This is a genomic window from uncultured Alsobacter sp., from assembly GCF_945952055.1.
GTDB lineage: Bacteria > Pseudomonadota > Alphaproteobacteria > Rhizobiales > Beijerinckiaceae > Alsobacter.
Window position 1 is genome coordinate 1 of the sequence record NZ_CAMFHB010000101.1, and the last position, 4,200, is coordinate 4,200.

4 protein-coding genes and 1 pseudogene are annotated in these 4,200 nt (G+C 69.7%); all 5 read left to right on the forward strand.

What is annotated here, in order from left to right; translation table 11 throughout:
* The first annotated feature begins 112 nt into the window (after positions 1 to 112).
* Positions 113 to 532 (forward strand): 50S ribosomal protein L17, encoded by a 420-nt coding sequence (gene rplQ, locus Q0Q47_RS30990; RefSeq protein ID WP_293869028.1) that lies wholly within the window; start codon positions 113 to 115, stop codon positions 530 to 532.
* 144 nt (positions 533 to 676) lie between these two features.
* Entirely contained in the window at positions 677 to 2,101 is a 1,425-nt protein-coding gene (locus Q0Q47_RS30995; RefSeq protein WP_293869030.1) for a DegQ family serine endoprotease, read from the forward strand.
* 16 nt (positions 2,102 to 2,117) lie between these two features.
* Positions 2,118 to 3,443 (forward strand): replication-associated recombination protein A, encoded by a 1,326-nt coding sequence (locus Q0Q47_RS31000; protein WP_293869032.1) that lies wholly within the window; start codon positions 2,118 to 2,120, stop codon positions 3,441 to 3,443.
* Between the two features lie 183 nt (positions 3,444 to 3,626).
* The gene (gene crcB / locus Q0Q47_RS31005; protein WP_293869034.1) at positions 3,627 to 4,010 is read left to right on the forward strand and encodes a fluoride efflux transporter CrcB; all 384 of its coding nucleotides are present in this window, start codon (positions 3,627 to 3,629) and stop codon (positions 4,008 to 4,010) included.
* Positions 4,007 to 4,200 (forward strand): annotated as a pseudogene (locus Q0Q47_RS31010) (hypothetical protein); the annotation flags it as partial. The gene crcB and the pseudogene Q0Q47_RS31010, both read left to right, overlap by 4 nt.

Sequence of the window (4,200 nt, forward strand, 5' to 3'; positions counted from 1 at the left end):
GCCTACTGCCTACTGCCTACTGCCTACTGCCTACTGCCTACTGCCTACTGCCTACCATCCAAAGACGCCCCGTACCGTGGCACGGCGGGGCGATAACTCCCAGGAGACAGCCATGCGTCACGGATTTCGCGGTCGCCGCTTCAATCGTTCCGCCGAGCATCGCAAGGCGATGTTCATGAACCTCTGCCAGGCGCTCATCAAGCACGAGCAGATCGTCACCACGCTCGAGAAGGCCAAGGACCTGCGTCCGGTCGTCGAGAAGCTGGTCACGCTCGGCAAGCGCGGCGACCTGCACGCCCGCCGCCAGGCGATCGCGCAGATCCGCGACGTGGCGCTTGTGAAGAAGCTCTTCGACGTGCTCGGCAAGCGCTATGCCGATCGCAACGGCGGCTACACCCGCATCATGAAGGCCGGCTTCCGCTACGGCGACAACGCGGCCCTGGCCGTGATCGAGTTCGTCGACCGCGACGTCGATGCCAAGGGGCAGGACTCCGGCCCGACCCAGAAGGAAGAGGTCGTCGAGGCGGCGTGAGCCGGCTCCGACCAAGTGGATCTTGGAACGGGCGGCCTTCGGGCCGCCCGTTTTGCTTTTGGACGCTCCCGGAAACGAGCCGCGCCCTTCCACCGCCACCAAGGCGTGGCTATATCGACCCCTGACCACCCGGAGGACGACTCGATGGCGATGCTGACCCGTTCCATGTTGGCGGCGGCGCTGGGCGCCTCGCTCACGCTCGTCGCACCCGTGCTGCCCGCGGCGGCGCAGTCGGTCCAGGTCCCGCAGACCGCGCAGCAGGTGAAGCAATCCTTCGCGCCGCTCGTGCACAGGGTGAGCCCTGCCGTCGTCAACGTCTATGCGTCGCGGACCGAGAAGGTGGCCCGCAACCCCCTGATGGACGACCCCTTCTTCCGCCGCTTCTTCGGCGGCGACCAGGGGGCGCAGCCGCGGGAGCGGACCCAGCGGTCGCTGGGTTCGGGCGTCATCGTGGACACGTCGGGGATCGTCGTCACCAACCAGCACGTCATCGAGGGCATGACCGAGGTGCGGGTGGCGCTGGCCGACAAGCGCGAGTTCGAAGCCGACATCCTGCTGCGTGACCCGCGCAGCGACCTCGCCGTGCTGCGCCTGAGGGGAGGCGACAAGTTCGCCGCGCTCGAGTTCGGCGACAGCGACCAGCTGGAGGTCGGCGATCTCGTGCTCGCTGTCGGCAACCCCTTCGGCGTCGGCCAGACGGTGACCCAGGGCATCGTCTCGGCGCTGGCCCGCACCCAGGTCGGGCTCACCGACTACCAGGCCTTCATCCAGACGGACGCGGCCATCAACCCCGGCAATTCCGGCGGGGCGCTGGTCGACGTGGCGGGCCGGCTGATCGGCATCAACACCGCCATCTTCTCGCAGTCCGGCGGAAGCCATGGCATCGGCTTCGCCATCCCCGTCAACATGGTCAAGGTGGTGGTCACCTCGGCGAAGGCGGGTGCCAAGATCGTTCGCCGGCCGTGGTTCGGTGGACGGCTGCAGGTCGTCTCGGCGGATCTGGCGGAGGGGTTGGGCCTCGACCGTCCGGTCGGGGCGCTCGTGGCGAGCCTGGTGGACAAGAGCCCGGCGACCGAGGCGGGTCTCAAGGCCGGCGACGTCATCCAGACGATGGACGGGCAGTCCGTCGACGATCCTGACGTGTTCGGGTTCAGGCTCGCCACCAAGCCGGTGGGCGGAACGACGGCGCTGGGCATCCTGCGCGGCGGCAAGAAGTCGTCGCTCACCTTGCGCCTCGTGGCCGCTCCCGAGACGCGCCCGCGCGACGCCGTCACGCTGAAGGGCCGCTGGCCCCTGGCCGGCCTCACGGTGGCCAACCTGTCGCCCGCCGTCGCCGAGGAGCTGTCGCTGGACCCCGGCGCCACCGACGGCGTCGTCGTGACCGAGGTCGCCACCGGATCGCCCGCGCAGGAGCTCAATCTCAAGAAGGGCGACGTGATTGTCGCCGTCGATGGCGAGAAGGTCGACAGCACGCGGGAACTGGAACGCCTCGCCAAGCCACGGCAGTACTACTGGAAGCTGGTCGTGCGGCGCGACGGCGAGGTGGTGACGGCCGCCGTCGGCGGCTGACCGGGAGAAACGGCCGATGTCCCGGGGATCGACCCCCAGCCTGTTCGAAGCCGCCGGCCTCGACAAGGGCGCGCCGAGGCCGCTCGCCGACCGGCTGCGCCCGACGACCTTGTTCGAGGTGGTGGGGCAGGACCATCTGCTCGGGGACGGCGGTGCGCTGCGCCGCCTCATCGATGCGGGCTCGCTCGGGTCCCTGATCTTCTGGGGACCGCCCGGCACCGGCAAGACCACCGTGGCGCGCCTGCTCGCCCATGAGACGACGCTGCATTTCGAACCCATCTCGGCGATCTTCTCCGGCGTGGCGGACCTCAAGAAGGTGTTCGAGGCGGCCCGCGCGCGGCGCGCGGCGGGGCAGGGGACGCTGCTCTTCGTCGACGAGATCCATCGGTTCAACCGCTCGCAGCAGGACGCCTTCCTGCCCGTCATGGAGGACGGCACCATCACGCTCGTCGGCGCGACGACGGAGAACCCGTCCTTCGAGCTGAACGCGGCCTTGCTCTCGCGGGCGCGGGTCCTGACGTTCCAGCCGCTCGACGACGAGGCCGTGGGCAAGCTCCTGTCGCGGGCGGAGGAGGTCGAGGGTCGGCCCCTGCCGCTCGACGAGGAGGCCCGGGCCTCGCTGGTCCGCATGGCCGACGGCGATGGCCGCGCGGCGCTGACGCTGGCGGAGGAACTGTGGCGGGCGGCGCGCCCCGGAGAGGTGTTCGACGCCACCGGGCTGGCGGGCGTCACCCAAAGACGGGCGCCGATCTACGACAAGTCCCAGGACGGCCACTACAACCTGATCAGCGCGCTCCACAAGAGCATCCGTGGCTCGGATCCCGACGCCGCCCTCTACTACCTGGCGCGCATGCTGGACGCCGGCGAAGACCCGCTCTATCTCGGCCGCCGCCTGGTGCGCATGGCGGTCGAGGACATCGGCCTCGCCGACCCGCAGGCACTCGCCGTGTGCACGGCGGCCAAGGATGCCTACGAGTATCTGGGCTCGCCCGAGGGCGAACTCGCCCTGGCGCAGGCGGCCGTCTATCTCGCGACGGCTCCGAAATCGAACGCCGTCTACACGGCCTTCAAGGCCGCGATGAAGACGGCCAAGTCGGCCGGCTCGCTGCCGCCGCCCAAGACGATTCTCAACGCTCCCACCAAGCTCATGGCCAGCGAGGGCTATGGCGACGGCTACCGGTACGACCACGACGAGCCCGACGCCTATTCGGGGCAGAACTACTGGCCGGAGCGCCTGGGCCGGCAACGCTTCTACGAGCCCGTCGAGCGCGGCTTCGAGCGCGAGATCCGCAAGCGCCTCGACTGGTGGGCCAGGCTGCGGTCCGAGCGCGGCGAGGACTGAAGCATGCCGCGAGACGGCGCGATCCCGCTTTTCGCAAGACGCCTGCGATCGTCATGACCGCGGGACCATGGGTCTGCTTGGAAACGCGGCGTGCTTTCAAGTCGCGTCGAATTCCGCTTTTCGCGAATTGCCGGTTTCCACCATCGGACGCCATGCTCTAAGCAGGGGCATCTGGAGCCCAACATGCAGTCCACTCTCATCGTCTTCCTCGGCGGCGGCCTCGGGGCCGCCCTGCGCCATGGCGTGAACACGGCGTTCGCGCGCTGGCTGGGATCGGGCTTTCCCTGGCACACCCTCACCATCAACATGGTGGGGTCGCTGGTCATGGGGCTCCTCACCGGGTGGCTCGCCTTCAAGGCGGAGGCGCCGTGGTCGCAATCGGCACGATTATTCCTGACCACGGGCATCTGCGGCGGCTTCACCACCTTCTCGGCGTTCTCGCTGGACGCCGTCCTTCTGTGGGAACGGGGCGAGACGGCGGCCACGGCCGGCTACATCGTCGGCTCCGTCGTCCTGTGCATCCTGGGGCTCGTGGCGGGCCTGGCCGTGATGCGGAGCATGTCATGAGGTCTGGTCGCAAGGGGGGCCCGGCGGGCACCGGGAGCAAGGGCTCCGACGGAAAGAGGCCCGCAGGGGCGTTCCGCGGCGGACCGGGCCGGGCATCGCCCGGTGGGCAGGGCGCCAAGCTGCAGCGGCCCCGGCGGGACGGGCGGCCGGGCGACCGGCCCGACGAGCGCGCGGCCGGAGGTCGCGGACC

What these genes read in the sequence shown, in the direction of transcription:
- rplQ (WP_293869028.1), top strand. Translation starts at nt 113, where the DNA reads ATGCGTCACGGATTTCGCGGTCGCCGCTTCAATCGTTCCGCCGAGCAT.
- crcB (WP_293869034.1), top strand. Translation starts at nt 3,627, where the DNA reads ATGCAGTCCACTCTCATCGTCTTCCTCGGCGGCGGCCTCGGGGCCGCC.
- Q0Q47_RS31000 (WP_293869032.1), top strand. Translation starts at nt 2,118, where the DNA reads ATGTCCCGGGGATCGACCCCCAGCCTGTTCGAAGCCGCCGGCCTCGAC.
- Q0Q47_RS30995 (WP_293869030.1), top strand. Translation starts at nt 677, where the DNA reads ATGGCGATGCTGACCCGTTCCATGTTGGCGGCGGCGCTGGGCGCCTCG.